At 68.3% G+C, this 23,165-nt stretch carries 26 protein-coding genes, 1 tRNA gene and 2 pseudogenes; 3 read left to right on the top strand and 26 right to left on the bottom strand.

From position 1 onward, the window contains the following. From HY726_06115 to HY726_06055, 13 genes and pseudogenes are all read right to left on the bottom strand, one after another. A partial coding sequence (locus HY726_06115) for a sigma-54-dependent Fis family transcriptional regulator (protein ID MBI4608560.1) occupies positions 1-645 on the bottom strand: 645 nt, incomplete at its 3' end. A 347-nt stretch (positions 646-992) separates the two neighbouring features. Further along, complete coding sequence (locus tag HY726_06110; protein ID MBI4608559.1) at positions 993-2,426, bottom strand: DegQ family serine endoprotease; 1,434 nt, start codon at positions 2,424-2,426, stop codon at positions 993-995. A gap of 45 nt (positions 2,427-2,471) precedes the next feature. Further along, positions 2,472-3,812, bottom strand: a complete 1,341-nt coding sequence (gene tilS / locus HY726_06105; GenBank protein MBI4608558.1) for a tRNA lysidine(34) synthetase TilS — start codon at positions 3,810-3,812, stop codon at positions 2,472-2,474. A 100-nt stretch (positions 3,813-3,912) separates the two neighbouring features. Continuing rightward, positions 3,913-4,590: a molybdenum cofactor biosynthesis protein MoaE gene (locus HY726_06100; protein MBI4608557.1), complete on the bottom strand. Its 678-nt coding sequence runs from the start codon at positions 4,588-4,590 to the stop codon at positions 3,913-3,915. A 163-nt stretch (positions 4,591-4,753) separates the two neighbouring features. After that, positions 4,754-5,080, bottom strand: a complete 327-nt coding sequence (gene erpA / locus HY726_06095) for an iron-sulfur cluster insertion protein ErpA (protein ID MBI4608556.1) — start codon at positions 5,078-5,080, stop codon at positions 4,754-4,756. Positions 5,081-5,135: 55 nt separating this feature from the next. Continuing rightward, on the bottom strand, positions 5,136-5,852 hold the full coding sequence (locus HY726_06090; protein MBI4608555.1) for an SDR family NAD(P)-dependent oxidoreductase: 717 nt from the start codon (positions 5,850-5,852) through the stop codon (positions 5,136-5,138). Continuing rightward, positions 5,849-6,286: a GTP cyclohydrolase I gene (locus HY726_06085; protein MBI4608554.1), complete on the bottom strand. Its 438-nt coding sequence runs from the start codon at positions 6,284-6,286 to the stop codon at positions 5,849-5,851. Before HY726_06085 ends, HY726_06090 begins: the two co-directional genes overlap by 4 nt. A 918-nt stretch (positions 6,287-7,204) precedes the next feature. Beyond that, a pseudogene (locus tag HY726_06080) lies at positions 7,205-7,420 on the bottom strand (GTP cyclohydrolase I). Continuing rightward, positions 7,417-8,242: pseudogene (locus HY726_06075) on the bottom strand (6-carboxytetrahydropterin synthase). The pseudogenes HY726_06080 and HY726_06075 overlap by 4 nt, the downstream one beginning before the upstream one ends. 24 nt (positions 8,243-8,266) lie before the next feature. Continuing rightward, positions 8,267-9,445 carry a glycosyltransferase gene (locus tag HY726_06070; GenBank protein MBI4608553.1) on the bottom strand — a complete coding sequence of 393 codons (1,179 nt, stop codon included), beginning with the start codon at positions 9,443-9,445 and terminating at the stop codon, positions 8,267-8,269. A gap of 29 nt (positions 9,446-9,474) precedes the next feature. Further along, positions 9,475-10,260, bottom strand: a complete 786-nt coding sequence (locus HY726_06065; protein ID MBI4608552.1) for an enoyl-CoA hydratase/isomerase family protein — start codon at positions 10,258-10,260, stop codon at positions 9,475-9,477. Next, a complete protein-coding gene (locus HY726_06060) occupies positions 10,257-10,634 on the bottom strand; it encodes a CoA transferase (GenBank protein MBI4608551.1) in 378 nt (125 codons plus the stop codon). The genes HY726_06065 and HY726_06060 overlap by 4 nt, the downstream gene beginning before the upstream one ends. 161 nt (positions 10,635-10,795) lie before the next feature. Further along, positions 10,796-10,870 (bottom strand) — tRNA-Met (locus HY726_06055). 110 nt (positions 10,871-10,980) lie between these two features. Here HY726_06055 and HY726_06050 point away from each other — a divergent pair. Both HY726_06050 and HY726_06045 read left to right on the top strand, forming a co-directional pair. Further along, a complete protein-coding gene (locus tag HY726_06050; protein MBI4608550.1) occupies positions 10,981-11,190 on the top strand; it encodes a hypothetical protein in 210 nt (69 codons plus the stop codon). A 95-nt stretch (positions 11,191-11,285) separates the two neighbouring features. Then, the gene (locus HY726_06045; GenBank protein ID MBI4608549.1) at positions 11,286-12,002 is read left to right on the top strand and encodes a urate hydroxylase PuuD; all 717 of its coding nucleotides are present in this window, start codon (positions 11,286-11,288) and stop codon (positions 12,000-12,002) included. 174 nt (positions 12,003-12,176) lie between these two features. Here the strand turns inward: HY726_06045 and HY726_06040 are convergent, their stop codons facing one another. The 8 genes from HY726_06040 to HY726_06005 all read right to left on the bottom strand — a co-directional run bounded on the left by HY726_06040 (position 12,177) and on the right by HY726_06005 (position 17,437). Continuing rightward, positions 12,177-12,506 (bottom strand): cytochrome c, encoded by a 330-nt coding sequence (locus HY726_06040; GenBank protein ID MBI4608548.1) that lies wholly within the window; start codon positions 12,504-12,506, stop codon positions 12,177-12,179. Position 12,507: 1 nt separating this feature from the next. After that, on the bottom strand, positions 12,508-13,095 hold the full coding sequence (locus tag HY726_06035; GenBank protein MBI4608547.1) for a DUF3501 family protein: 588 nt from the start codon (positions 13,093-13,095) through the stop codon (positions 12,508-12,510). After that, positions 13,092-14,357, bottom strand: coding sequence for an anaerobic glycerol-3-phosphate dehydrogenase subunit C (locus tag HY726_06030; GenBank protein MBI4608546.1), 1,266 nt, complete (start codon positions 14,355-14,357; stop codon positions 13,092-13,094). The genes HY726_06035 and HY726_06030 overlap by 4 nt, the downstream gene beginning before the upstream one ends. Then, on the bottom strand, positions 14,354-14,803 hold the full coding sequence (locus HY726_06025; GenBank protein MBI4608545.1) for a rubrerythrin: 450 nt from the start codon (positions 14,801-14,803) through the stop codon (positions 14,354-14,356). Before HY726_06025 ends, HY726_06030 begins: the two co-directional genes overlap by 4 nt. Before the next feature lie 158 nt (positions 14,804-14,961). Continuing rightward, a complete protein-coding gene (locus HY726_06020; protein ID MBI4608544.1) occupies positions 14,962-15,300 on the bottom strand; it encodes a DUF2180 family protein in 339 nt (112 codons plus the stop codon). A 498-nt stretch (positions 15,301-15,798) separates the two neighbouring features. Next, on the bottom strand, positions 15,799-16,221 hold the full coding sequence (locus HY726_06015) for a transcriptional repressor (protein ID MBI4608543.1): 423 nt from the start codon (positions 16,219-16,221) through the stop codon (positions 15,799-15,801). 176 nt (positions 16,222-16,397) lie between these two features. Beyond that, entirely contained in the window at positions 16,398-16,712 is a 315-nt protein-coding gene (locus HY726_06010; GenBank protein ID MBI4608542.1) for a cytochrome c, read from the bottom strand. 38 nt (positions 16,713-16,750) lie between these two features. Then, positions 16,751-17,437, bottom strand: a complete 687-nt coding sequence (locus tag HY726_06005) for an MIP family channel protein (protein ID MBI4608541.1) — start codon at positions 17,435-17,437, stop codon at positions 16,751-16,753. 187 nt (positions 17,438-17,624) lie between these two features. On the opposite strand from HY726_06005, the gene HY726_06000 reads away from it, so the two are divergent. After that, the gene (locus HY726_06000) at positions 17,625-18,302 is read left to right on the top strand and encodes a DUF554 domain-containing protein (protein ID MBI4608540.1); all 678 of its coding nucleotides are present in this window, start codon (positions 17,625-17,627) and stop codon (positions 18,300-18,302) included. A 26-nt stretch (positions 18,303-18,328) separates the two neighbouring features. Here the strand turns inward: HY726_06000 and HY726_05995 are convergent, their stop codons facing one another. From HY726_05995 to HY726_05975, 5 genes are all read right to left on the bottom strand, one after another. Continuing rightward, positions 18,329-18,901 carry a response regulator transcription factor gene (locus HY726_05995; protein MBI4608539.1) on the bottom strand — a complete coding sequence of 191 codons (573 nt, stop codon included), beginning with the start codon at positions 18,899-18,901 and terminating at the stop codon, positions 18,329-18,331. 174 nt (positions 18,902-19,075) lie between these two features. Beyond that, the gene (locus HY726_05990; protein MBI4608538.1) at positions 19,076-20,083 is read right to left on the bottom strand and encodes a response regulator; all 1,008 of its coding nucleotides are present in this window, start codon (positions 20,081-20,083) and stop codon (positions 19,076-19,078) included. 28 nt (positions 20,084-20,111) lie between these two features. Then, positions 20,112-21,836 carry a response regulator gene (locus HY726_05985; GenBank protein ID MBI4608537.1) on the bottom strand — a complete coding sequence of 575 codons (1,725 nt, stop codon included), beginning with the start codon at positions 21,834-21,836 and terminating at the stop codon, positions 20,112-20,114. Positions 21,837-21,849: 13 nt separating this feature from the next. Then, entirely contained in the window at positions 21,850-22,884 is a 1,035-nt protein-coding gene (gene cheB / locus HY726_05980; GenBank protein MBI4608536.1) for a chemotaxis-specific protein-glutamate methyltransferase CheB, read from the bottom strand. A 157-nt stretch (positions 22,885-23,041) separates the two neighbouring features. Further along, a partial coding sequence (locus tag HY726_05975) for a response regulator (protein MBI4608535.1) occupies positions 23,042-23,165 on the bottom strand: 124 nt, incomplete at its 5' end.

Raw genomic sequence — 23,165 nt, 5'->3', positions numbered from 1 at the left:
GGACAGCGCCACGAAGGCTTTCGGTGCGCGGTGGCTTCCACAATGGATGGCGCGCGCCAGCAGGTCCTTGCCGGTGCCGCTCTCCCCGGTGATGAGCACGGTGGCCGTCGTCTGGGCCACCTGCGCGATCAGCTCGTAGATGCGCACCATCCCGGGATGGCGCCCCACGATCGCGTCGAAGCCGCGGGTCTGGGCGAGCTCGGAGCGGAGGGCGAGGAGCTGGCGCTGCAGGGCCCGTTTCTCGACGGAGCGGAGCACCAGCGTGCGGATCTCGTCCACGTCGAAGGGCTTGGTCAGGTAGTCGTAGGCCCCCTGCTTGATGGCTTCGACGGCCGTGCGCACCTCCCGCACGGCGGTGACGAGGATGACCTCGATGGACTCGTCGACGGCCTTGATCTGGCCGAGGAGATCAGTGCCCCGGGCGTCGGGGAGCCGGATGTCGAGGAGGACCATGTCCACCTCGTGCAGCCGGATCGCCTCGAGCGCCGAGGCACCGTCAACCGCTTCCAGAATGTCGCAGTCGTCTTCCAGGATTCGCCGGAGGGACTCCCTGACGCCGGGCTCGTCGTCAACCACCAGGACCACGGGGCGGAGGTCCCGGCTCGGGCTCGGGACCTCGGCGGCCATCTCTTCCGCGTTGCTCATCGTGCGCACCCCGTCGTCAGAAGTTGGGTCGGCTGGTTGAAAAGGGAGCAAGTTGGATGCCAACGCCTCCCCGGCTCCAGGCTGACCGTTAACCGCGCGATTAATTTCGGTTCACTCGCCGCGCTGAGGGGGAGCAGCCCTGGACTGACTCGCCCAGCGCCAGTCTGCTAGATGCCCGGATCGCGGGTCGCCGGTCGAAAAGCGCCGTGCGGGTGCCAGTTAGGCTAGCTGCACAAAGAATTGTTCACGCTGCCGTCGGAGCAGTGCGCTCCAGTCCAGGGTGAGGACCCGAACGCCGGCTCCAGGCGCCGCTCTGCCGCGCTCCGGGGAACTTGGCTTGACTGCGTTCAGGGCTTCGGCTTGGGCTCCGAGCCCCGCATGACAACGTACTCGTTCCGCCCGCCGCCGCGCTGGAGGTAGACGAGTACCGGCTCGCCCGGCTTGGTAGCGGCGAGGCTCTTGCGGAAGCCCTCCACGTCGGCGACCGGCTGCCGGTTGACCTCCAGGATGGCGTCCCCCGGGCGGATGCCCGCCTTGTCGGCGGCGCTGCCGGGGGCGACCGAGCTGGCCACCACGCCGCGCTTCGTGCTGAGCTGGTGACGCTCTGCCAGCTCGGGGGTGAGGGTCGTCACGCTGAGGCCCCAGTCTTCCTCGCCGGGCGCCGCCGCGACCACGGCTTCGGCCTCCGGCATCTCGCCGATCTTCACGGTGAGGGGCGTCCGCGCCTTCTCGCGGATCGCGGTGAGCGAGGTCGGCTGCCCCGGTGGAGTCGCCGCGACCCGCTTCTGGAGGTCTGTCACCTCGCGGACGGGCTGGCCTCCGAAGTCGGTGATGATGTCGCCGGCCTTGAGCCCTGCCTGCTCTGCCGGGCTCCCCTTCATCACATCGGCGACCAGGACCCCGCTGCGCGGCGGCACGCCGAAGCCCGCGGCCAGCTCGTCGGTCAGGTCCTGGATCGCGATCCCGAGCCATCCCCGCACCACGCGCCCCTTCTCGATGAGCTGGCGCATCACCTCGCGCGCCATGTTGATCGGGATGGAGAAGCCGATCCCCTGGCCGGCCGCGACGATGGCGGTGTTGATCCCGACCACCTGGCCGTCCAGGCTCAGGAGCGGGCCGCCCGAGTTGCCGGGGTTGATGGAGGCATCGGTCTGGATGAACGCCTCGTAGGTCGCCACGCCGACGCGGGTCCGGCCGGTGGCCGAGATGATCCCGACGGTGACCGTCCGGTCGAGGCCGAAGGGGTTGCCGATGGCGATCGCCCACTGGCCGATGCGGATCTTGTCGGAGTCGCCGAGCTCGGCGACCGGGAGCGGGCCGGGGGCGTCGATCTTGAGGACCGCCAGGTCGCTCTTGGGGTCGCGGCCGATGAGGGTGGCGGTGAACTTCCGCTGGTCGGACAGCCGCACGTTGATCTCCGTGGCGTTCTCGATGACGTGGTTGTTGGTCAGGATGTACCCCCGCGAGTCCACGATCACCCCCGAGCCCGTCGACCGCGGCTCCTGGGGTGGCCGCCGGCGGAAGAAGCGCTCGAAGAACTCCGGGCCGAAGAACTCGCGGAAGCGCTCCTCCATCTGGGGCCCTTCCGCCCGCCCGCCCCTGGGGGTCGTGCTGACGTTCACGACCGCGGGCATGACGCGATCGGCCACCGAGACGAAGGCGCCCTCCAGGGCGCGGAGGATCGCCTTGGGCTCCGGCGTGTCGGGCGCGGCGGACGCGGGTGCGCCGAGGAGGGCCAGGCAGAGAGTGAGCGCGGCAACGGGATGCACACGACTCGGCACGGGAAACCTCCTTATCGGGAAGGACGGGAGAATCGCGTTCTCATCTTACTCCGCCACCCGGTCGGCGCCAAGGGGGAGCGCCCTGAGCTCGACGAGGCGGCTTCCAGACACGACCGGCGCGGCATCGCCGCGGCGGAGCCCGACGGCCCAGACGATCTCGCCCCCCGCGACGACGAGCAAGAGCCGGCCGCGTTCCCAGCGCGGCACTTTGGCATCGATGAGGAACTTCTTGAGCGGCTTCGATCCGGGGGCGCCGAAGGGGTGGAACCGGTCGCCGGGGCGGCGCCCGCGCACGCGGAGCGGGCTCGGGAGCCGGTCCAGGTCGAACGCTACGCGCCAGGGGCCGGTCGGGGGCTCGTATGTCGGCGAGGGGTTCAGGACGCGCGCCTCGATGACGAGGCCGATCTCGTGCACGGCGACGCTCCCGGGAACCTGAAGCGGCCTCTCGGGAAGGGAGACCGGCTGCCCCTGGCGGGAGAGCCGGAGGTGAGTCGGGCTCCGCTCGATGACGACGCCGCCCACGCGCTGAGGCCCCGCCGGATCCCCGGCCTCGAGAAGATGGCAGAGGGCTCGCAGGGCCCAGGCTCTCAGCGGGCCCCTCTCGCCGAGCCGCGCCAGAGCCTGTCGGAGGACTTCTTCACCCACGCCCGATGGCAGCGCTCGCAGCTCGTCCAGGGCCAGCACCACTTCTTGCCCCCGTGCCACCGCCAGGCGGTCCAGCTCTCGAGCCGCCACCTCCTCGAGCTCCGTCACGAGGGCGCGGGTCAGCGACCCGGCGCGGCAGAGGGCCTCGACGATGCGCGGCTCGAAGCTGGAAGCCAGGAAGGGCAGGAGATCGTGACGGATTCGGTTCCTGAGGAACTTCGGATCCCGGTTCGTCGGATCCTCCCGCCAGGCGAGGCCCACGCGACGGAGCTCCGCCTCGATCTCGCGGCGGCGCACGTCGAGGAGCGGCCGGATGTAAGGGCCGCGGACTGGCGGGATGCCGGCGAGCCCGCGCGGCCCCGCGCCCTGGAGGAGCCGCATCAGGACCGTCTCGGCCTGGTCCTCGGCCGTGTGGCCGAGGGCCACACGCGCGGCCCCGGTCCGCTCGGCGGCGCGCCTGAAGGCGGCGTAGCGCGCCGCGCGAGCTGCGGCCTCAGGAGACTCCCCGGCCCCCCGCGCGACAGCGACTCGCTCCACGCTGACCGCGATCTCACACCGCCGGGCCAGCTCCTCCACGAAGGCTTGATCCGCGTCGGCGTCGGGGCGGAGGCCATGGTTCACGTGGACCACGTGGAGCCTGAGCCCCAGCCTGGGTGCCAGGGTCCGGAGGGAGTGGAGGAGGGCAACCGAGTCGGCGCCCCCCGAGACGCCGACTAAAACAGTTTCACCGCCAGCGACCATCCGGTGGCGGCGAATCGTCCGCAGAACCTGCTCGGGGAGACTAGGACAATCGGAGGGGGACACCCACGCCTTCGGCGTGGGTACCCGGGCCCCCACGCTCCTAGGGCTGGTGCTCACACTGAAGCCCTACCCATACCTCCCCGTCCTCGAAGTACTCCTTCTTCCAGACGGGAACGGTCTCCTTCAGGCGGTCGATCGCGAAGCGGCATGCCTCGAAGGCCTCGCGGCGATGCGCGGCGGATACCGCGATAACGACGCTGGCCTCGCCGACTTCCAGGCGCCCAAGGCGATGGGCCATGGCCAGGCGCTTGACGCTGGGCCAGCGCGCGCGGACGGCGTCGCCCAGCTCGCGCATCTTGGCTTCGGCCATGGGCCCATGGGCCTCGTACTCCAGGAACTTCACCCGTCGCCCTCCGGTCTCGTTCCTCACCACCCCCGAGAACACGACGATCCCACCGGCCTCGGGGTGAGCCACGGCCTCCGTGAGGGCGGCCTCCGAGAGCGGCTCGCCGGTGACGCGGTAGAGATCGTCCACACCCCCGCTGACAGGCGGAAAGCAACAGAGCTCCTGCCCCGGCCGGAGCGGGGCATCGGGCTGGACATAGTCGGTGCCGATGGCGAAGAGCGTATAGGGGCGGTAGCGATCGAGCTCGGGATGGCGGGCGACGATGGCGGCCCAGGCCGACTCCACCGTCCCGCCCTCGGGGACCTCCACCTCGACCCGTTCACGGCCCGCCGCCTCGCGGTAGCGGGCAAAGAGCCGGACAGCGACCTTCATGCTGCTAGGTGCCCGGAGGGGGGCTCCACCCCCCTTCCGGCGCCTCCCCCCTTCTGTTGCGCGGGCGAAGCCCGCGCTCGAATGTCGGAGGGGGCCTCGACGGCCCCCTCCGAGGCCTCCCCCGCCGATTGCGCGGGCGAAGCCCGCGCTCGAACCGGATCGCCTAGAACTGGTGGGACTGACCGCAGCCGCACGTGGACTTCACGTTGGGGTTCCGGATGGCAAAGCCCGCGCCGAGCATCTGGTTCTCCACGAAATCGATCTCGCCGCCGGCCAGGTAGCGCGCGCTCATCGGGTCCACGTACACCTTGATCCCGTGGGACTCGACCACGTTGTCCCCCTCCGCCGCTTGCTCCTCCCAGCCGAGCTCGTAGGAGAAGCCCGAGCAGCCGCCGCCCACGACCCGGATCCTGAGCCCCCACTCGGGCTTCCCCTCTTCCAGTCGCAGGTCCGCCACTTTTCGAGCCGCGGTTTCGGTCAGCGTGATCATCAGTCCCTCCCGGGTCGGTGTTTGGTCATGACGCGATTCGCGATGTCTCATTATATCAGAGGATACCGCCGGCAGGCAGGAGCGTCAGCTCCTCCAGTGACGCGCCGGCCGGGAGGCTCGCCATGAGGACGGCAGCCTCGGCGACGTCCTGGGGCCTCAGCATCCGCGTCCGGTCGGGCGCGTCGGGGATCTGATCCCAGAGTGGAGTGTCCACGGCGCCGGGCACGAGCGCGCCGACGCGGATTCCGTGAGCCCGCAGCTCTTCGGCGAGGACCCGGCTGAAGCCGAGGACCCCGTGCTTGGAGGCCGCGTAAGCGGCGCAGCCCGGGATCGGCCGCTTCGCGGCCGCCGACACCACGTTGATGATCGTCCCCTGCCGTCGCGCCATCATCGGGGCCAGCACCGCCCGGCAGGTCAGGTAGACGCCGCGCAGGTTCACGGCCATCATCTGGTCCCACTCCGAGAGCTTGGAATCCCCAACGGGGCCGAAGGCGGCGACTCCCGCCGCCGTCAGGAGGATGTCGACCTGACCCCACTCGGCGAGCGTGCGCTCGACGAGCGCGGCGACGGATGGCTCCTGGGACACGTCGGTCGGAGCCACCAGGGCCAGGCCGTTCTGGCTTCGGATCAGCGCCGCCACTTCGTTGAGCGCTGCCGTGGTCCGGGACGCGAGCGCAACCCTCGCCCCCTCCCGGCTGAAGGCCAGGGCCACGGCGCGGCCGATCCCGCGGCCCGCGCCGGTGACGATCGCGACCTGACCCTTGAGCTTCACAGTACCTGGCCCCGGGGCTTGATCAGCTCCATGAACTCGGCCCGGGTCTCGGGCCGGTCGCGGAACGCGCCGAGCATCGCGGAGGTGACCGCCTTGGAGTTCTGCTTCTCGACCCCGCGCATCACCATGCAGAGGTGGATCGCTTCGATCACCACGGCGACGCCGCGCGGCTGGAGCACCTCCTGGAGGGTGTGGGCGATCTGCGTCGTCAGCCGCTCCTGAACCTGGAGCCGGCGGCTGAAGACTTCGACGAGGCGCACGATCTTCGAGAGCCCGACGATCTTCTTCCCCGGAAGATACGCGATGTGGCACTTGCCAAAAAACGGAATCACGTGGTGCTCACAGTTATGGGTCAGGTGACCCGCCACAAGGAACGTCGGGTGCGGCTCGCATTTGAAGCTGTAGACGGTATATGGCTTCTTGGGCTTGGGCATCCATCTCACACCGACCACTGTCGTGTAGCTGCTGTCGATAGGCACATAAAAGTCGCTCTGCTTGCGAAAGCCGTGCTTGCCGAACCACCCGGCCTCGTCCCACCTCGGGGAAACGTATATCCTGTAGCAACCCTCGGTGCCGTTTCCGGCCTTGGCCAATGGAGTCTGTAGGTATTCAGCCAACTCGCCCAGGAATTTCCTATTGGCGCTGATGATGAATCTCGCCGCACCGGCGTAATAGCCGTCGCCGTCACAGTACCCATCGAGGAAGCCCCGCATCATCTGCTTCGATGCAGTGACGACCTTGGGAAATTCGAACGACTTTGTCTTGCTTTTGGATCCGTGCTCCGAGATGCCCAACCAGCGACACAGCTTCTCCCCGATGTCGCGAGAGACAACACGGACGCGATAAATCGGGATCTCTTTCTTCAGGAAGCCGGAGGGGACTCTGATCTGATGCACCGCCGGCTTCGAGCCGGGAAAGGCTTGGAGCAACGCCTTTCGATAGACCTTTGCGAACGCCGGGCTCTTTACAGCCAGGCTGATTCGTCGGCCTTCCTGAACGCTCCCGTCGGCGGCCGTCGCCCCCAACACGTATCCCAGAGCATATCCCGGCACGGGTCGGTGGACTTGCCGGCAAAGCGACTTGGGGTTGATCCACTCAACCTCCACCCCCGGCTTGAGATCTTGGGCCTCTTTCCAGCCGGCCCTCGTCATGACAGGATGGTCAGGCGTCACTCGAAAGCGTCCCCTTGCGGTCCGAACCTCCACGATCTCTCGAGTCTTCCTTGAGGTGACCCTGGTCACAGTAGTCGCTTTCAGGTAGCCATGATCCAGAGTCCAGAGACGGTCGCCCACCCGGACCTTGCGCGCCGGTTTGGCCCCGCCGACGGTGTTGACGATCTGCTTGCTCGGGACACACAAACTGAACACATCGATGTCCTTCACCAGCACCATCTCGTCGTAGTTCTCGACGAAGAGCGCGCCGTTCAGGACCTCCTGCACATCCTGCTGGTAGCCGGAGGTCAGGTAGCGGAGCGCCTTGGCCACGCGCTCAGGGGTGCGCGCCAGCCCCTCGCGCCTGGCGTCCTCGCCCAGCTCCTTCAGGAGCTCGGCGATCAGCTTCTCGATCATGACGGGTCCCCTGCGCCCGGCTCCCCCGCGTACTCGAACACGTTGTTCGCCGTCTCGACGAGGGCCAGGCGCCGGAGCGCGCCCGGTGGGAGCACCGCCGCGAGCCAGTGCCAGAACGTCCGGACGAGGTTCTCACCGGTGGTGATGACGCCGTCGAGGAGGGGGACGTCGCCGTTCAGGTCGTGGTGATCCACGCGATCGATGATCGCGCGCTTCACGGCGGTGTCGACGCGCTCCAGGTTCCCGGCCATGCCGGTGACCGGATCCACGCGCCCGGACACGGTGACCTCCAGCAGGTAGTTGTGCCCGTGGGGACGGAAGCACGGACCGTAGATGGCGCGGTTCTCCTCGTCGGAGACCAGGGGGCTCGCCAGCCGGTGCGCCGCGCTGAAGTGGTAGGTCCGGGTCAGCGTCACGGTCTCACGGGCCATGGTAGTCCACGTAAAAGGTCGGGTCCTCCCAGAGCCGGATGCGCCAGAGGCGGTCGGCTCCGAGCTTCGGGCTCAGGAGGTCCCAGATCGTCCGCGCCAGCGTCTCGGTGGTGGGGACGACGCCACCGGCGAAGAGCGCGTCCTGGTTCAGGTCGGCGTGGTCGAAGCGCTGAATCACCGTCTCGCCCACGACCCGCTTCAGCTCGGCGAGGTCCATCAGCATGCCGGTGCGCTCGTCCACGGGCCCGCGGATGGTGACCTCGAGCGCATAGTTGTGACCGTGGACCGTCGTGAGCGCGCCGAAGGCCCGACGGTTCTCCTCGGCGCTCCACTCCGGGCGCCAGTAGCGGTGGGCCGACGAGAAGGTGAAGCGGCGGGTCGCGTAGATCAGCCCGGGCTCGGGGCGCTTCATCAGTCACGCTTTATAGGTTCGCCCTTTCCAGACGACCCGGCGTCGCACGGCACGGCGGTACCAGGAGGCGACGAGCATCGACACCAGCATGACGGTTCCGATCGGGAGCAGGAGCGCGTAGCGCGGGAACGCGTCGGCCAGCCACCGGAGGTACGCGCTGCTTGCCAGGGCGCACACAAGCGCGAGCGCGCCGGTTACGACCACGGGCAGCCCCACGCTCGTATTGTACGCCGAAAGCGCCAGGCTCAACGGGAAAGTTGCAAAGGGAGCGGCCCAGAGGAGCAGCTCGCGGAGGGCGACCGTCGCGGCGGCGCGGGGGCTCGAGTCCAGGAGGTCGAACAGGTTCTTCCGCCATCCCTCCCAGATCGCGGCCAGCCCACGGTACATTCGGGCCTCGGCCAGGGATCGCGTGTTCGCGAAGTAGACCCGGAGCCCCGCGCGCTTGGCTCGGCGCGCGAGCGCCACGTCCTCGAGGATCTCCCCGCTGACCGCCGCATGTCCGCCGACCCGCAGGTACGCGGCCCAGCGTATCAGAATGAACTGGCCGTTGGCCGCTGCCGCCGTGGCGGCGGGGTCGTTGACGGACCGCATGTCGAAGCGCTCGGTGAGGAGCCGGAACACGAGGGGCTGGATGAGGCGCTCCCAGAAGCCGTCGCAGCGCTGCCGCGGCGACAGGCTCAGGAGGTCGAGGCGCTGCGCCTCCGCGAAGGCGAGCGCCGTCGCCAGCGCCTCGGGTGCCAGCACCACGTCGGCGTCGGTGAAGAGCAGCCACTCCCCGGTGGCGACGCCGACACCCTGGTGGAGGGCATGGCTCTTGCCGGTCCAGCCAGCGGGGAGCTCGGCGGCCCGGACGACGCTGAGCCGCGGATCCTCCCGCGCGATGGCTGAGGCGACCGCGAGCGTGCCGTCCTCGGAGTGGTCGTCCACGACGACGACCTGGAGCAACGGCACGCGCTGCGCCAGGGCGGCGCGGACGCACGCGGCCAGGGTGGCCTCCTCGTTGCGGGCGGGGATGATCACGGTGATGCTGGTGTCGGTCGCCGCGCGAGGGAAGTCGCCCTCCCTCTCGAGGAACGGCTGGGCGCGAAAGCGTCGCGCGAGCTTCAGGCTCTCTCGGATCGCGGCGGCACCGACCCAGAGGTGGAAGGCGAAGAGGGCGACTGGCAGCGCGGGCAGCGTCACGGGCCGACTGCGCCGACCGCGGCCCCGCGTTAGCGGCCTTGAAAGCGCGGGGGCCGCTTCTCCAGGAAGGCGCGCGTCCCTTCTTTGTAGTCCTCGCTCTCGAAGGCCTCGAGCGTCAGCTCGCGGATCTCGGCCTGCCGGCTCACCCCGCCGTCCTCCACCGCGGCCTCGATGATCAGCTTGGCGCCGCGCACCGAGAAAGGCGCGTTGGCGGCGACCTTTCGCAGGTAGTCGTAGGTGTAGGACTCCAGCTCCTCAACGGGGAGAAGCCGGTTCAGGAAGCCGATGGCGAAGGCCTCCTGCGCCTCGATGGCGCGCGCGGAGAAGAGGATGTCCTTGGCATAGGCGGGCCCGACCAGGTCGACGAGCTGGCGGGTGCTCTCGAGACCGTACACGATCCCGAGCCGCGCGGCCGGGATGCCGAACTTGGCGCCCTCGGCGCCGAAGCGCAGGTCGCAGGCCATCGCCAGGGCCATACCGCCCCCCATGCAGAAGCCGTAGATCATCGCCACGGTCGGCTTGGGGCAGCGGCGGACGGCCCGGTAGGCGGCCTCCGTCTCCTTGCTGTAGGCCTGCGCCGTCGCGACGTCCTTGCGGACCTCCTTGAACTCGGAGATGTCGGCGCCGGAGGCGAAGGCTTCGGTCCCTGCGCCTCTGAAAACCACCGCGCGCACGCTGTCGTCCTTGCCGAGCCCCTCGGCCACCCGCGCGATCTCGCGCCACATGGCGAGGCTCACCGCGTTTCGAACCTGGGGCCGGTTGAACATCACGGTCGCGATCGCACCGTCGTGTTGGACCAGGATGTCGTCGCTCACGATTTTGCTCCTTTGGCCTCCTCGACGACCCCGTCGGCGAGCAGGCCCTCGATGGCGGTCCGGTCGTAGCCGAGGCCGGCGAGCACCTCGCGTGTGTGCTGGCCGGAGAGCGGGGCCGCGGTCCGTACCTGGGCCGGGGTGCAGCTCAGCATCACCGGGAGCCCGAGCACGCTGACGAGCCCCCACAGGGGGTGCTCGACCTCGCGCACCAGCCTGGACCGCGCGACCTGCGAGTCGGCGAAGACCTGGTCCACCGTGTAGCCCTTCGGGTGCTGGAGGTTCAGCACGAGGCTCTTCTTGTTCCGGTGCAGGTCCGCCGCGTCGAAGAAGGCGCGGTCGCGCGCTGCGTCACCGGGGCGCTCGACCCGCAGCACGTCGGCGCCGAAGTCCGCCAGGACCTTCGTGCAGGTCGGCCCCGAGCGCACTGTCGTCAGGTCGATCACTCGGAAGCGGCTCAGCGGCAGGCTCATCCGGAAATCCTAGTGTAGGGGAGCGCGAGAAAAACCGCAAGGAGGAGGTCGGGAGGTTCGGGAGGTGGTGGCGGTGGCAGGACTCGAACCTGCGACAAAGGGCTTATGAGACCCCTGCTCTGCCTCTGAGCTACACCGCCGAAAATCCCATGGACAGGGTAGGTCAATTTGCTATAATTCGCCCAAAAATCAACCCCACACTATCGAGTCCCGCGGATCAAGTCAAGTCGCCGGGGCTCGGAGGGCTTGCATGATGCCGCTCCGAAAGCGTCCCAACATCGAGGACGAGGGAAATCCCTACTACGACGCCGACGGCGACCAGGAAGACGAGGAGCCGGAGGAGCTCGAGGACGACGAAGACGAGCTCGAAGACGACGACCTCGAGGACGAGGACTTCGACGACGAGGAGGAAGACTTCGACGAGGAGGAAGACGAGGAGCACGAGGACGAGGACAAGTGACAGCCATGAACTGAATCTCCTGACACCTGTGGACCCGTTGCGATGCCCGAGAGTGTGACTGTGCGGCCTGTCAACTGCGCGAGCGGGAGGGTACCATGGCGATGCTGAGTTATGAGGGCTGGCTCTTTCTCCTGCGGTGGGTCCATTTCCTGGCCGGGATCGTGTGGATCGGCCTGCTCTACTACTTCAACCTGGTCCAGACGCCGTTCTTCGCCGAGACCGAACCGGCGGTGCGGAGCGGGGCGATCCAGAGGCTCGTGCCGCGCGCGCTCTGGTGGTTCCGCTGGGGCGCGATGATCACGTTCCTCTCCGGCTGGCTCATCCTCCTTCATCGGATGGGCGAGCTCGGCGTCCTGGGATTTTTCAACACCGGCTACGGCTGGGCGATCTTCCTCGGGGGCGCGCTGGGCTCGTTCATGTGGGCCAATGTCTGGTTCGTCATCTGGCCCGAGCAGAAGGTCGTGATCCAGAACGCCATCGACACGGCGGCCGGCAGGCCGGCCAACCCGGCGGCGGCGGCAGCCGGCCAGCGCGCGGGCTTTGCCTCGCGGACGAACGTGGTCTTCTCGATCCCGATGCTCTTCTACATGGGCGCGGCGAGCCACCTCTCGACGCTCGCGGACATGATGAGCCGGGGCGGGAAGATCGGGATGGGCCTCGTGTGCGCGGTCGTCATCCTGCTGGTCGAGGCCAACGCCCTGTTCGGGACGGCGGGCGCCACGAAGAAGCCGCTCGCGACGGTCAAGGGCACCCTCTGGGCGGGCTTCATCCTCGCGCTGATCTTCTACCTGCTCTTCGAGATCTTCTTCTAGATCATCGGAGGGGGCCTCGGCGGCCCCCTCCGAGGCCTCCCCCAGAGCTTGCGCGGGCAGAGCCCGCGCTCGAAGAACGCGTGAGGACAATGCCAGCGCAGCGGTATTTCAGCATGCTTCTAGGGAAATCGGCGATGCGCCCCTCTTCTGGGCGGAGAGGCAAGGGTGAGGGGCCTACTGGAGGAAGGCGGCCAGGTCGGGGATCGCCGGGGCGAGGTGTAGCATCGGCTGCATGACGCTGCTCTCGCGCTTTGGCTTGTAACCCGGCGGGTACATCCCACGGACGAGGCGCGCCTCAAGTAGCACCGGTGAAGAGCCCTTCACCGGCGGAGCGAGCGACCCCGGCTTCGACGGGTCGGGATTGTGGCAGGCGGTGCACTGGGTCAGGTAGACCTGTCTTCCCCTGTTTGGATCGCCGCTCCCGGGCCCTGGCGCCGTCGAGTCTTCGGCACAGGCGGCCAGAATCAGGGCGAGGGTGAACCCCGCGAGTGCCCCGGGCCGCATTTCAGGCGAGAAGGTCCTCCATGAGGGAGGCTTTCGCTTCGTCGGACAGACGCACGCGGGCCTGTTCGCCGGGGTGGTCCACGACCAGGAAGACTTCGGCGTCGCGAAAGGCCGCTGCCTGCTCGGAGGTGAACGCGAACTTCACGAAGTGGACGGCGCTGAGCTTTCCCCGTTCCTCGTCGGACCGGCCCGCCTCGAAACGGCCCGGGATCGCGTACTCCTTCCCGACCTGGATCCAGACGCGGTCGCCCGCGTCGATGCCCATGAACCGGTCGAGGAGTTCCTGGATGCGGGCGGAGTCCTCGATCTCGATGAAGAGAGTGGCCGAGAGCTCGCCCGGCTCGGGGATGAGGTCGTTGTAGGCGTCGATCTCCTCCTGCACCCGGGCGTCGTCCACGATCCGCTCGGTCCGGCACATCTCCTGGATCTGGAAGAGCACGGTCTTCCGGTTCTCGAAGAGAAAGGAGAGGTGCGGGCCGACCTGGACGCGGCGGGTTCGCTTGAGGTCGATGATCCGCGCGCGGATGGCCTCGCGGGCCTTCTCGTACTCGTAGATGTTCTTGACGTCGGAGCGATCGATCTTCTTCATTCGACGGTGAACCCGTAGGCCTCGGCGAGGATCTGCACCGGGTGCTGCGGCGCGGTCCCCGTGCCCTGGGCGATCTGGAGGGCCGCGAGGGGGCAGTCGGTCGCGATCCGGTCCGGCCGCGCGGCCTCGATCTCCTTGAAGAGCGGTCGGGCCACGGCCAGCGACAGCTCGTAGTACTGCCGCTTGAGCCCCCACGTCCCGTCCACGCCCGCGCAGCGTTCGATCACCTCCACCCGCGCCCCGGGGATCAGCCGGAGCAGGTCGGCGGACTTGGTCCCCAGGTTCTGCGCCTTCAGGTGGCAGGGGAGCTGGTAGGCGACAGTGCCCGGGCGCCCGACGAAAGAAGTCTCCAGCTTTCCCTCCGCGTGGAGCCGCATCAGGAACTCGAAGAGGTCGCGGGTATGGCTCGCGACTAGTCGCGCGTCCTCTGAGCCGTCGAGCCAGGGATACTCCTGCTTCAACATGTAGCTACACGTCGGCCCGGGGACCACGATCTCGCGCCCCTCCCGGACGGCCGCCGCCAGCGCCCTGACGTTCTCGCGGATGAGGGCTTGGGCCTCGGCAACCGCGCCCCCGTCCAAGTACGGCATACCGCAACAGCGTTGGGGGGGGAGCGTAACGTCCACCCCGTTCCGCTCGAGGACCGCCGCGGCGGCCTTGCCGACGGCGGGATTATTGTATTCGACCGCGCACGTGGCGAACAGCGCCACCCGCGCCTGCGGCGAGAAGCTCGCCGGCCGGCGCCGCGCGAACCATCGGGAGAACGTCTCCCGGTGGAAGCGAGGGAGGTTCCGATCCTTGTGGATACCCACCACAGCCTGGAGAAACGCCCGGTGCGCGCCCCACCGGTTCGCCCAGTTCGAGAGCGGGGCGGTCAGGCTCCCCAGCTTGCCTACGAAGGCGGTGTTGCCGAGAAAGCGGTCCTGGAGCGTGACGCCCTCTGTCCGAGCCCGGGCTGCGCGGGAGCGGAGCATGAGGCGCGGGAAGTCCACCTGCCAGCGGTGGGGCGGCGTGTAGGGGCAGTGGTTGAAGCAGAGCTTGCACTGGTAGCAGAGATCGACCACGCGCCTCAGGTCGGCGCCGGGGAGCTTCTCAGCGTCTCCGTCCACCGCCTCGGCGTCGAGGCTTTGGAACAGGTCCTTGAACGACGGGCACAGCGTGATGCAGCGGCGGCAGCCGTTGCAGATATCAAAGACCCGCCGGAGCTCGGCGTCGACCTTGCCGAGCTGCCAGAAGTCGGGCGCGCGGATATCCAGCGTCAAATGGCGTCGGCCGGCTCTTTGCCGGCGATCTGGTTCAACCCCTTGGTGAAGCGGCCGGCGTGGGACTTCTCCGCCTTGGCGAGCGTCTCGAACCACTCGGCCAGCTCGGAAAACTCTTCTTCCCGGGCGGTCTTGGCCATGCCCGGGTACATCTGGGTGTACTCGTAGGTTTCCCCCTCGACCGCCGACTTCAGATTCAGCTCGGTCTTGCCGATCGGCACCCCCGTGACCGGGTCGCCCACCGACTTGAGGAAGTCGAGGTGGCCGAAGGCGTGGCCGGTCTCTGCGTCAGCTGTGTCCTTGAAGAGTCCGGCGATATCGGGGAAACCCTCGATGTCGGCCTGGCGGGCAAAGTACATGTAGCGCCGGTTCGCCTGCGACTCGCCGGCGAAGGCTTCCTTCAGGTTCTTTTCGCTCCTGCTTCCCTTCAGGTCTCTTCTTGCCATAAAGCGAAATCCTCCTCCGCTGTTCGCGTCGTTTACCGCATGCCCCTTTCCCCGGCGCGTCCGGCTGCCGACGGCCTTCCGGCCCCCAGGTCGGCCCGATACGCCTCGGAGATAAAGGGGTGTCGACCTCTCGCTGTGACCCGGCGACCCGGGGCGACTCAGGCCGGCACTTGAGCCCGGGCCGTGTGGGGACACCCGTAGCGCATGCCGCCCTGTGCGTGCGTCGCCAGTTCGGCGACACCAGCGAGCGTCAACGCGATGCCGCAGTGCTTGCACGCGGCCACGTGCTGGGACGCCGCACCGCCGGGGGCCGCCTCCGTCCGAGCCACCTGGGCCGGGGTCGGGAACGAGTGACTGCACGTGTAGCGCATTCCCCCGTGCCTTGTCCTGCCGGCCTCCATGAAGTGCCCGCCGCAAAGGGCCACCCCACAGGCCGTGCACAGGCCGACTATCTCCTTCGAGACTGCCACTTCCATCAGGCACACGTAGCACTTCATGGCTTCTCCTTTCTTCTCAGCGCTGCGCACCGGTTGAACTCCGCCGCGAGCAGCGATCGGTCGCCCTCGCCTGGACGAGCGTGTGCGGCACCCACAAGCACGTCAGCCGCGATTCCGGCAGCGCTTGCACAGGCCCCAGAGGTCCAACCGGTAAGACCTCAATTGAAACCCCGCGCGCGTCGCCGCCCGCTCGGCGTCCTGGAGCGCGGGGTCCCGCCTCACGGGCAAGGTGATCCCGCACCGCATGCAGACCAGCCGTGCTCCCGTGTCCTTTCCCGGGAGACGCCTGGCGCTCGGGGCTGGCGGACGCTCGTCGTGCCGTCCCCGCGGCGTTCCAGCCGGACGCTTCCCGTCGCACGCGGGGGAGCCCGCCGGCGTGCGCCGCTCGACACCCCGGTTCGGCACCTTTGCCCTGCGGTCGGGTCGTGTCATTGCTAGTTAAGAGTCATTGTTTACGGAAAATTATTTTCCACTCATGCCGCAAAAAAAACAGCGGCGCTAACTGCCCTTACGGCGGCAGCGCTTGCACACGCCGTACAGGTCCAACCGAACCGCGCGGAGCCGAAAGCCCGACGTTCGGGCGAGGCTCGACGCCCGTCCCGCTGGGAGCTCGAACTCGAGGTCCAGGATCCTGCCGCAGTCGGTGCACATCAGGTGGGTATGGGGCTCGGGCTTCATCCCGTCGTAGCGGTTCCTGCCTTCGCGGAACTCCAGCTCGAGGACCTCGCCCATGCGCTTGAGCCGCTCCAGGGTCTTGTACACGGTGGCGATGCTCAAGGTGGGGAACGTCGGACGGAGCTCGCGGTAGATGTCCTCCACGCTCGGGTGGTTCTTGTTGTAGACGAGCGCGCGAATGATGCCGAGCCGCTGGGAGGTGATCCGCCCCTCCGCCTCCTTGAGCCGGCCCACCAGGTGGGCCACGCGGGCCTCAGGCTCGGCCCTGGCATACGCCGATGATTTTCTGTAGAATTTCATTTGCTATAAGGAATACCATGCCAGCAGAGCCTTGTCAATACCCGACGGGCGCAGCGGGAGGCCCCGGGTGCCGCCTCAGGATCCCCGTGCGGCCGGGGCGGCGGCCGCGTCCAGGCGGAGCCCTACTTGAGGAAGGCTTCCAGGTCTCGGATGGCGGGGGCCAGGTGCGGCATCGGCTGCATGACCGCGCTCTCGCGCTTGGGGGTGTAGCCCGGCGGGTAGGTTCCCCGGACGACTCGCGCCTCCAAGAGCTCCCGCGAGGATCCCTTGACAGGAGGCGCAAGCGCGCCCGGCTTGGCCGGGTCCGGGTTGTGGCAGGCTATGCATTGGGCCACGTAAATCTGCCTCCCCCGGTTCGGGTCGCCGTCGCCGGCCGTGGGTGGTTTTGAATCCTCGGCGCAGGCAACGAGCGTCAGGGCGACGGCGACCCCTACCAACGGCCCGGCCCTCATCTCAAGGGAGAAGACCCGACGGCCTATTCGCTTCTGCGCAGGAAGAGGAACTCGTAGACCACGGCGGCGAGCGTGCCACCGATCAAGGGGCCGAGCCAGTAGATCCAGTGGTTGTCCCAGGCCCCGGCCATGAGGGCCGGGCCAAAGCTTCGCGCCGGATTCATGGAGGCGCCGGTGACCGGCACGCCGATCAGGTGGTCCACCAGCACGGTCAGGCCGATCGCTGCGGGCGCGAGGTGCCCGAGGCCTTTCGGGTCCATGGCCGTCGCGAAGACGACAAACACCAGCGCAAACGTCAGGACGATCTCGGCGAGGAGCCCGCCCCCGGCGCTCACGCCGGAGCCCAGGCCGTGGGCCCCCAGGTTACCCTGCGCGGCGGCGGGGATCACCTGCGCCAGGAGCCCGGCGCCGACCACCGCGCCGACCAGCTGGGCCACGACGTACCAGATCGCCGTCGGGAGGCTGATCTTTCCCGTCACCAGGGCCCCGAACGTCACCGCCGGGTTGATATGGCCGCCGGAGAGTTTTGCCGTGGCGGCGACGAGAAGTGCGATCGCGAAACCGTGAGCCAGGGCGATCGCGACCAGACGTGCTGAGGTCAGTCCCTCTTTCATCAGCCCACCGGTCACGACGACCGTGCCGGCGCCGAGGAAAATGAAGAGCAGGGTGGCGATAAACTCCGCTAACGCGGCGCGCCAGGTCGCATCCATGGTTCCCCTCCGTTCTCCGAAATCGGTTCTTGAAAAAAGGCGACAGGCACACGGATGTCGGCTACGCGGGAGGCATATTCCTCCCGCCTTCGGAAGCCTGTCAAGGGGAAAGTTTTCCGGGTGGTCGTTTGACTGCTCGGAGGCAGCTCCCTATAATGGCGCGAATCGCGCGGACCCGACGATGCTGCTGAAGGGAACGCTGGTGAACGTGGCCGCGGTGCTCGCCGGCGGGGGGCTGGGCCTCCTCGTGGGCGCGCGACTCTCGCCGCGGCTCCGGGGCGTCATCACCGACGCGCTCGGCCTGGCGACGATCCTGATCGGCGTGCGACTCGGGCTCAAGACCGAGAACCCGCTGATCGTGATCGGGAGCCTGGTCGTCGGGGGCCTCCTGGGCGAGTGGTGGGACCTCGAGGGAAAGCTCGAGCGCGCCGGCGCCTGGCTGAAGTCGCGCGTCGGCTCCTCGGAGGGGAGCTTCGTGGCGGGCTTCGTCACCGCGAGCCTGGTCTACTGCGTCGGGCCGATGACGATCGTGGGCTCGATCCAGGAGGGCCTGAACGGGGATGCCGCGGTCCTCTACGCCAAGTCCATGCTGGACGGCGCGGCCTCGATCGCCTTCGCCTCCAGCCTGGGTGTCGGCGTGCTCTTCTCGGCGCTGACCGTGCTGGTGGTCCAGGGAGCGCTCACGCTCCTCGGCGCCCAGCTCGCCTTCATGCTCGACGAGCGGGTCCTCAACGAGATCACCGGGACCGGCGGGGCGCTGATCCTGGGGATCGGACTCTTGCTCTTGGATGTGCGGCGCGTGCCTGTCGCCAACTTCCTTCCAGCCCTCGTCGCCGCCGTCGTGCTGGCCGTACTCTTCCGCTGAGCCCTCCGAGGCCCCCTCCGATTGGCCTAGCGGCGCTTCCGCTTCCGGCGCTCCATCTCGGGCTTCACCGTGGTCTCCAGGCACTCGGGACAGATGCCGTGGGAGAATGCCGCGTCGGTTCGCGTGGCGACGTACCAGTCGAGCGGCACCCACTCGTCGCGCTCGTCGCGGATCTTCTTGCAGTACGAGCAGATCGGGAGGAGCCCCTCGAGCCGCTTCACCTCCTCCTGGAGGCCGAGGATGCGCTCGGCGACCCGCAGCCGGGCCGCCAGTATCTCGGGATCGAAGGGCTTGGTGACGAAATCGTCAGCGCCCACGTTCATCCCGGCCAGGTAGTTGTCCCTCCCGCCGAGCCCGGTCAGCAGGATGATATACGTGTACTTCGGCCGGGGTTCAGCGCGGATCCGGCGGCACAGCTCCAGCCCGTCCATCTCCGGCATCAGCCAGTCCGCGATGAGCACCGGGAAGTAGTCGCGCTCGAAGGCGGCCCAGGCCTCGCGACCGTTCCCCGCTCCGACCGGCTCGTGTCCGAGCTTCTCCAGCAGCGTGCTGAGCAGGAGCCGCGTCCCTGCATCGTCTTCAGCGATCAGGATTTTCATGCGGTGGTCCCACGGCTCGGAAGGCCAGCTGGGTGTGCGTCCCGTTCTCGCATCTTGATGCTGCTCAGAATCGATCGTACGCGCGCTCCCGGCGCTTGTCCAGGGCGAGGGTCGCGTCGCGTTGGCCGCCGTCTCCACCTGCTTGCTGTCCAGGCGAGAGGGGATCGGAAAATTTCAGGACGACGCTGGCCGTCCCGCCACCGGCCCCAGGTCCTCCAGCACCTCGACGAAGGTCGCGGTGATCCGAGAATCCCAGAAGCCGGCGTCGGTCTCTCGGAGGAGGATCGAGACCGCCTCGGCGTGGGCGAGCGGGCCTTTGTAGGGCCGCTCGCTGTGGAGCGCATCGTAGACATCCACCACCGCCATGATGCGGGCTCCGAGCGGGATCCCGTCGCCCTTGAGCCCGTCCGGGTAGCCGGAGCCGTCCCAGCGCTCGTGATGATGGCGGATGACGGGGCGCACGCCGTCGAGCGTCCGAAGGGCCTGGACCAGATCGGCGCCCACGGCAGGGTGTGCCTGGATTCTCGTACGCTCGACCGGGTCGAGGGGCCCGGGCTTGAGGAGAATCCCGTCGGGCACGGCGATCTTCCCCAGGTCGTGGAGGTAGCCCGCCAGCCGGAGCGCCTTCAGGGTTGGCTGATCGACTCCCAGCGCCTGCCCCAGAGCTACCGCGTAGCGCGCCAGCCGCTCGCAGTGCCCTCCGGTGTACGGGTCCCGAGCCTCGATGGTCAGCCCCAGGGTGGTGATGACGCCCTCGGCCCGCTCCAGTTGGTCGAGAAGGGATTTGACCCGGAGGAGTGCGGCCACCCGCGTGCGCAGCTCAGTGAACTCGACGGGCTTGGCGAAGAAGTCGTCGGCCCCCGCGGCCAACCCGGCCACGCGAGCGTCCAGATCAGCCACCCCGGTCAGGAGGATCACGGGCGTGAGCTGAAAGCGCGGATCACCCTTGAGGCGGGCGCACAACTCGATGCCGCTCATGACCCCCATGTGGACGTCGGTGAGGATGAGATCCGGCGCGGTCTGCTCCACGAGCGCGAGCGCGACTTCCGCTGAGGCCGCAGTCACGACGCGGTAGCCCAGCCGCGCGAGGTGCTCGTCAAGGACGTCCCGCAGTGCCGGATCGTCCTCAACCACGAGGATTGTCGCTTGACCCACCGGTCTTCCCACCTTCGCGCTGGCCATCCCCGGCTGGCCCTCCAGCCAGCAGCGGTCAGGGAGCGCCCGTGGCGGCCGAGTCTGCCAGCAGGGCCCTTAACGCCCGCTGGGTCACCTCGCGCGCCTCTGCGGGCGTAAAGGGTTTGGTCAGGCAGGGCGCGGCGACCCGCTCCAGAAACCTCCTGGTTTCCGGGGTAAGCGTGTCGCCGGTGAGGAAGACGAATCGCCGGAGGAGTTCGGGGTGGCGGCCCTCCACCTCGCGGTAGAGCCCGGCCCCGTCCAGCTCGGGCATCCGGAGGTCGCTCAGGATCAGGTCGTAGGCCCGCGCCTGAAGCTTTTCGAGGGCAAGGGCCCCGTTGTCCGCCGTGTCTACCTGATGGCCGTCGGCGGACAGGATTTCCGCCAGGACGCTCAGGATCCCCGGCTCGTCGTCCACGACGAGGAGCCTCTTCCCCCGGACGGATAGGCGTGCCTCGGCCGCCCGGGTCTCCGCCACCGCCAACTGCGGAGCCTCCAGCGGCAGCTCGACGATGAAGGTCGCGCCCCGTCCTGGTTCGCTCTCCGCCCGGATGGATCCTCTGTGCTCGGCGATGATCCCCTGGCAGAGGGAGAGTCCTAAGCCCGTTCCCTGCCCCGGGGGCTTGGTCGTGAAGAACGGCTCGAAGATCCGCGCCTGGATCTCGCGCGGGATCCCGGGCCCTGTGTCGGCCACCTCGAGCGAGACCCGTCCCGCCACTTCGTCGTGCGCGGTCGTGAGGGTGAGCTGGCGTGGCGCGAGAGCTTCGCGCATCGCGTGGTGGGCGTTGGTGACGAGATTCACCACCACCTGGTGAAGCTGGTGGGGATCGGCCCAGAGGACCGGGAGGTCGGGGGCCAGGTTGAGCGTCACCTCGACGTTGTCCACCCGGAGGGGGTAGGCCAGAAGCTCCACGGCCTCCTGGACCACGTGGTTGAGCGAGACCCGCTGGCGCTCCAGCGGGTGCTGGCGCGCCAGGGTGAGGAAGTTTCTCACGATGCGGGCGCAGCGCTCCGTGGCCTTGGCGATCTTTTCCACTCGCTCCGCGACGGGTCCGCTCCCGGCCATCTCGCGGAGGAGGGCCGACTGGCCCAGCAAGACCGAGAGGGGGTTGTTCAGCTCGTGGGCCACGCCCGCCAGGAGCTCGCCCATGGTGGCCAGCTTCTCGGTCTGGAGGAGCTGCTCGGTGCGCTCCTGGACCTTGGCTTCCAGGTTTCGGGCGTACTCCTCCACGGTCCGCTGCGCTTCGGCGAGTCGTCCGTTAGCTCGGACCAGCTCCTCGAGGGTCGCGAAAAGAAGCTCGATCATCTGCTGCTTGTCGGCGTTGATGACGAGCTTCTGCTCCCCCAGGGCCAGGGTGATCTCGACATCCAGGCGGCCCTGGCGGCGCAGCTCCAGGTTCTCGAAGATCCGCCGGACCCGCTCGAGGAGGTAGTCGTCCTGGAATGGCTTGGTGATGAAGTTGTCGGCCCCGTGCTGGAGGCCTTTGATGAAGTCCGCCGGGGTGTTCCGCTCGGTGAGGAGGACGAAGGGAATCCGCCGCGTCCGCTCGGCAGACTTCACGGCCTGGCAGAAAGCGTAGCCATCCATCTGGGGCATCACGACATCGGAGACGATGAGATCCGGCGGCGCCACCCACACCCGCTCCCAGCCCTCCAGCCCGTTCGTGACCACGTCAACCCGGTAGCCCTCGCCTTCCAGGAGGAGGCGGAGGTGTTCGGCCTGGGTCGGGCTGTCTTCAGCGACAAGGATCGTGCGTTCCATAACCGCTGACGACCTATCCCGCCGTGACCAGGGAGCGAATCATGACGGAGATCTCCTCAGGCGAGAGCACGTGCTGGGCCGCCCCCAGGCGAACGGCTTCTCCCGGCATCCCGAAGATCACGCTCGACTCCTCGTCCTGGGCGACGGTTACTCCGCCCACCTCCCGGAGCTTCTTGAGCCCCGCCGCGCCGTCCCGCCCCATCCCGGTCAGGAGGATGCCGATTGCTGACCGGCCATACGCTTCGGCCACCGATTGGAAGAGATAGGAGGCCGACGGGCAGAAGCCGTCTTCCATCGGCTCTTTCGTCAGGCGGATCCGCCCATCCTTCGTGATCCCCATCTGGAAGCCGTCCCGGGCGAGGTACACCGTGCCCGGGCGGATCGACTCACCGGGCTCGGCCAGCTTCACCATGAGCCTGGCTCCCTGGCCGAGCCATTCGGCCAGGCCTTCGGTGAAACCCGGCGCGATGTGTTGAACGACGAGGATCGGGACCCCCAGGTCGCGGGGTAGCCTTGAGAGAATCTCAGCGACGACCTGAGGCCCACCGGTAGAAGCGCCGATGGCGATGAGCCTCATCTTCCTGTCGGGTTTTGCGGGAAGCACGGAGGGCAGCGCCGGGCGTTCACGCCTCGGCCATCGCCTGACCACCTTCACGTCCGCCATCAGCCTGACCGTCTCGACGAGGCGTCGCGCGCTCTCAGCGTGCTTCGGGTGATCCGGCCCCCCGGGCTTGTCCACCACTGTCAGGGCCCCGGCCTTCAGCGCCTCAAAGGTCATCGCCACCTCCTCCCGGCTCGTGCTGGCGCTCACCATCACGATGGGCGTGGGGACCCGCTCCATGATCTGACGCGTGGCCTCGAAGCCGTTCAGCCGGGGCATGTGGACATCCATGACGATGATGTCGGGCTTGAGCCGTTCGGCCTGCTCCACGGCCTCCCGGCCGTCCCGAGCCGTGCCCACCACCTCCAGCGCGGGGTCCTCGCCGAGCAGGTACGCGAGGTACTCCCGCACCGTCGCCGAATCGTCCGCCACAAGCACCCGGATCATTCACTCCTCCCCCGCACACCCCGCCCCTTTGCGATGCCCCTCACCTCGCCCCTCCACGCAAGCTGCGAGCGAAGGCGAGCCTCCTCAGCGGGCACCCGACCCTTGCGGTCGGGTCATGGCCGGGTGAGGGGAGAGGATCAAGGTGAGGGGCACGCATTCAAACCAGCCGGCGGATGATCTCGAGGAGGTTCGACTGGTCGAAGCTCGATTTGATGATGTAAGCATTGGCGCCCACCTCGATCCCGCGCTCCTTGTCTTCCCGCGATTCGAGCGCCGTCACG

This window comes from Candidatus Rokuibacteriota bacterium (assembly GCA_016209385.1).
GTDB lineage: Bacteria > Methylomirabilota > Methylomirabilia > Rokubacteriales > CSP1-6 > JACQWB01.
The sequence above is the reverse complement of the archived record's forward strand: the minus strand, read 5'-3'. Positions and strand labels throughout refer to the sequence as shown.

Coding starts and splice junctions, on each gene's coding strand:
- tilS (MBI4608558.1), bottom strand. CDS start 3,812: ATGGTCGCTGGCGGTGAAACTGTTTTAGTCGGCGTCTCGGGGGGCGCC.
- HY726_06100 (MBI4608557.1), bottom strand. CDS start 4,590: ATGAAGGTCGCTGTCCGGCTCTTTGCCCGCTACCGCGAGGCGGCGGGC.
- erpA (MBI4608556.1), bottom strand. CDS start 5,080: ATGATCACGCTGACCGAAACCGCGGCTCGAAAAGTGGCGGACCTGCGA.
- HY726_06085 (MBI4608554.1), bottom strand. CDS start 6,286: ATGCCCAAGCCCAAGAAGCCATATACCGTCTACAGCTTCAAATGCGAG.
- HY726_06050 (MBI4608550.1), top strand. CDS start 10,981: ATGATGCCGCTCCGAAAGCGTCCCAACATCGAGGACGAGGGAAATCCC.
- HY726_06045 (MBI4608549.1), top strand. CDS start 11,286: ATGGCGATGCTGAGTTATGAGGGCTGGCTCTTTCTCCTGCGGTGGGTC.
- HY726_06040 (MBI4608548.1), bottom strand. CDS start 12,506: ATGCGGCCCGGGGCACTCGCGGGGTTCACCCTCGCCCTGATTCTGGCC.
- HY726_06035 (MBI4608547.1), bottom strand. CDS start 13,095: ATGAAGAAGATCGATCGCTCCGACGTCAAGAACATCTACGAGTACGAG.
- HY726_06025 (MBI4608545.1), bottom strand. CDS start 14,803: ATGGCAAGAAGAGACCTGAAGGGAAGCAGGAGCGAAAAGAACCTGAAG.
- HY726_06020 (MBI4608544.1), bottom strand. CDS start 15,300: ATGAAGTGCTACGTGTGCCTGATGGAAGTGGCAGTCTCGAAGGAGATA.
- HY726_06005 (MBI4608541.1), bottom strand. CDS start 17,437: ATGGATGCGACCTGGCGCGCCGCGTTAGCGGAGTTTATCGCCACCCTG.
- HY726_05995 (MBI4608539.1), bottom strand. CDS start 18,901: ATGAAAATCCTGATCGCTGAAGACGATGCAGGGACGCGGCTCCTGCTC.
- HY726_05990 (MBI4608538.1), bottom strand. CDS start 20,083: ATGGCCAGCGCGAAGGTGGGAAGACCGGTGGGTCAAGCGACAATCCTC.
- HY726_05985 (MBI4608537.1), bottom strand. CDS start 21,836: ATGGAACGCACGATCCTTGTCGCTGAAGACAGCCCGACCCAGGCCGAA.
- cheB (MBI4608536.1), bottom strand. CDS start 22,884: ATGATCCGGGTGCTTGTGGCGGACGATTCGGCGACGGTGCGGGAGTAC.